Consider the following 1185-nt stretch of genomic DNA (forward strand, 5'->3'; position numbering starts at 1 on the left):
CAGCCGAGGACCAACGCCGCCAAACTGTCCCGACATTAGCGAAACCACTGTCCGGGAATTAGCGGAACCCCTGTCCGGCTTTTGCGAAATGCGCATGCAGATCCGCGGCTCCAGCCTTCTCGCGCAAGCATTCGGCGTCTCCGCATGATCGACGCACGATGTTTGCACAAATGTAATGGCCGCTGCAAGAGTGATGCACGATGGACAGTGGTGGGGCACGCGTTGACGAGATGTCAAGCGTTCAGGATTTTCGCTTCCTTGGCGGCGTTGAGAAATGCCACGCGCGCTACCTCCGGTGCGCTGCCGCCGCCGAGCACCTTCATGCACGCCATGCGAGCCTGGATGCGGCGCCCGGTTTCTCCAATGGGCCAGCGGTAAAGCAGCATTTCGGCGGCTTCGCGGGTGCTCGAAACACTGACTTTGCCCGAGGACAGCAAAACGGTCACGGGCTCTTCGAACGTGCCGACGTCTCGTTCGCAGGTCATATGCTGGTCTCCTTTCGCAATCGCCCCAAGACCTTACGGGTGAACCATCCGTTCCGTTGCGTCACGTTTGTCCCGGTGGGCGAACATTCTGTGAGGATGGGACCTCGTCCAGAGCGCGGGCTTGATCGCTCAGACTAGACTCGCCAACCCGTTGCGGTCCTCCAATAGCGAGAACCGTCCTTATCGTTCCGAGCCCGCTATGCCTTGGTCAGTTGCCGGCGCTGATATCGGAGATCGAAGTCAATACTCATTTCTGGGGATGGAAATCTCGCTTGCAGATCGGGAAGCTGGGCAAGAGGAGCGATTGCCATGGCCATCGGCCCTGATGCTCGCTGCCAGCGCTGCGATACCCTCCGCGCTATAGGTTTTGCGGACGTTCTTCGGGTCCAAATCCAGCTTGTTGAGAGGAATGATGATTGTGTCGGTCATGGGTTTTCTCTCCTATTTTTCCCTTTCGCGCGAAGCGGAAATCCTGTCCGAAGGGACAGGAGCCCAGCTCCTGCTCCCGAGCTCGTGCGGAACAGCGGGGGAGTGGGGGGCAAGGGGACAAATCGGAGGGGGATCACCCGCCCGAAGGCGAAGCCGAGGGTCGGAGCCGATCCGGGTAGCCGACCACGTCGCAAGCCAGGATCGCTGCGAGGTGGCGCTGGGTGGTCATTGCACCGCTCAGCCAAGCGCCTGCACGCGGGCCGCCCCGCGT

At 60.8% G+C, this 1185-nt stretch carries 2 protein-coding genes; both read right to left on the minus strand.

Annotated features, from left to right (window positions below; genetic code table 11):
* Positions 1–233: 233 nt before the first annotated feature.
* Positions 234–446: a DUF982 domain-containing protein gene (locus tag NKJ08_RS38725; protein ID WP_352786404.1), complete on the minus strand. Its 213-nt coding sequence runs from the start codon at positions 444–446 to the stop codon at positions 234–236.
* Between the two features lie 279 nt (positions 447–725).
* Positions 726–914, minus strand: a complete 189-nt coding sequence (locus NKJ08_RS38730) for a hypothetical protein (protein WP_352786406.1) — start codon at positions 912–914, stop codon at positions 726–728.
* Positions 915–1185 lie beyond the last annotated feature (271 nt).

This window comes from Mesorhizobium sp. M0244, assembly GCF_040321795.1.
In the GTDB taxonomy this organism is placed as follows: Bacteria; Pseudomonadota; Alphaproteobacteria; order Rhizobiales; family Rhizobiaceae; genus Mesorhizobium.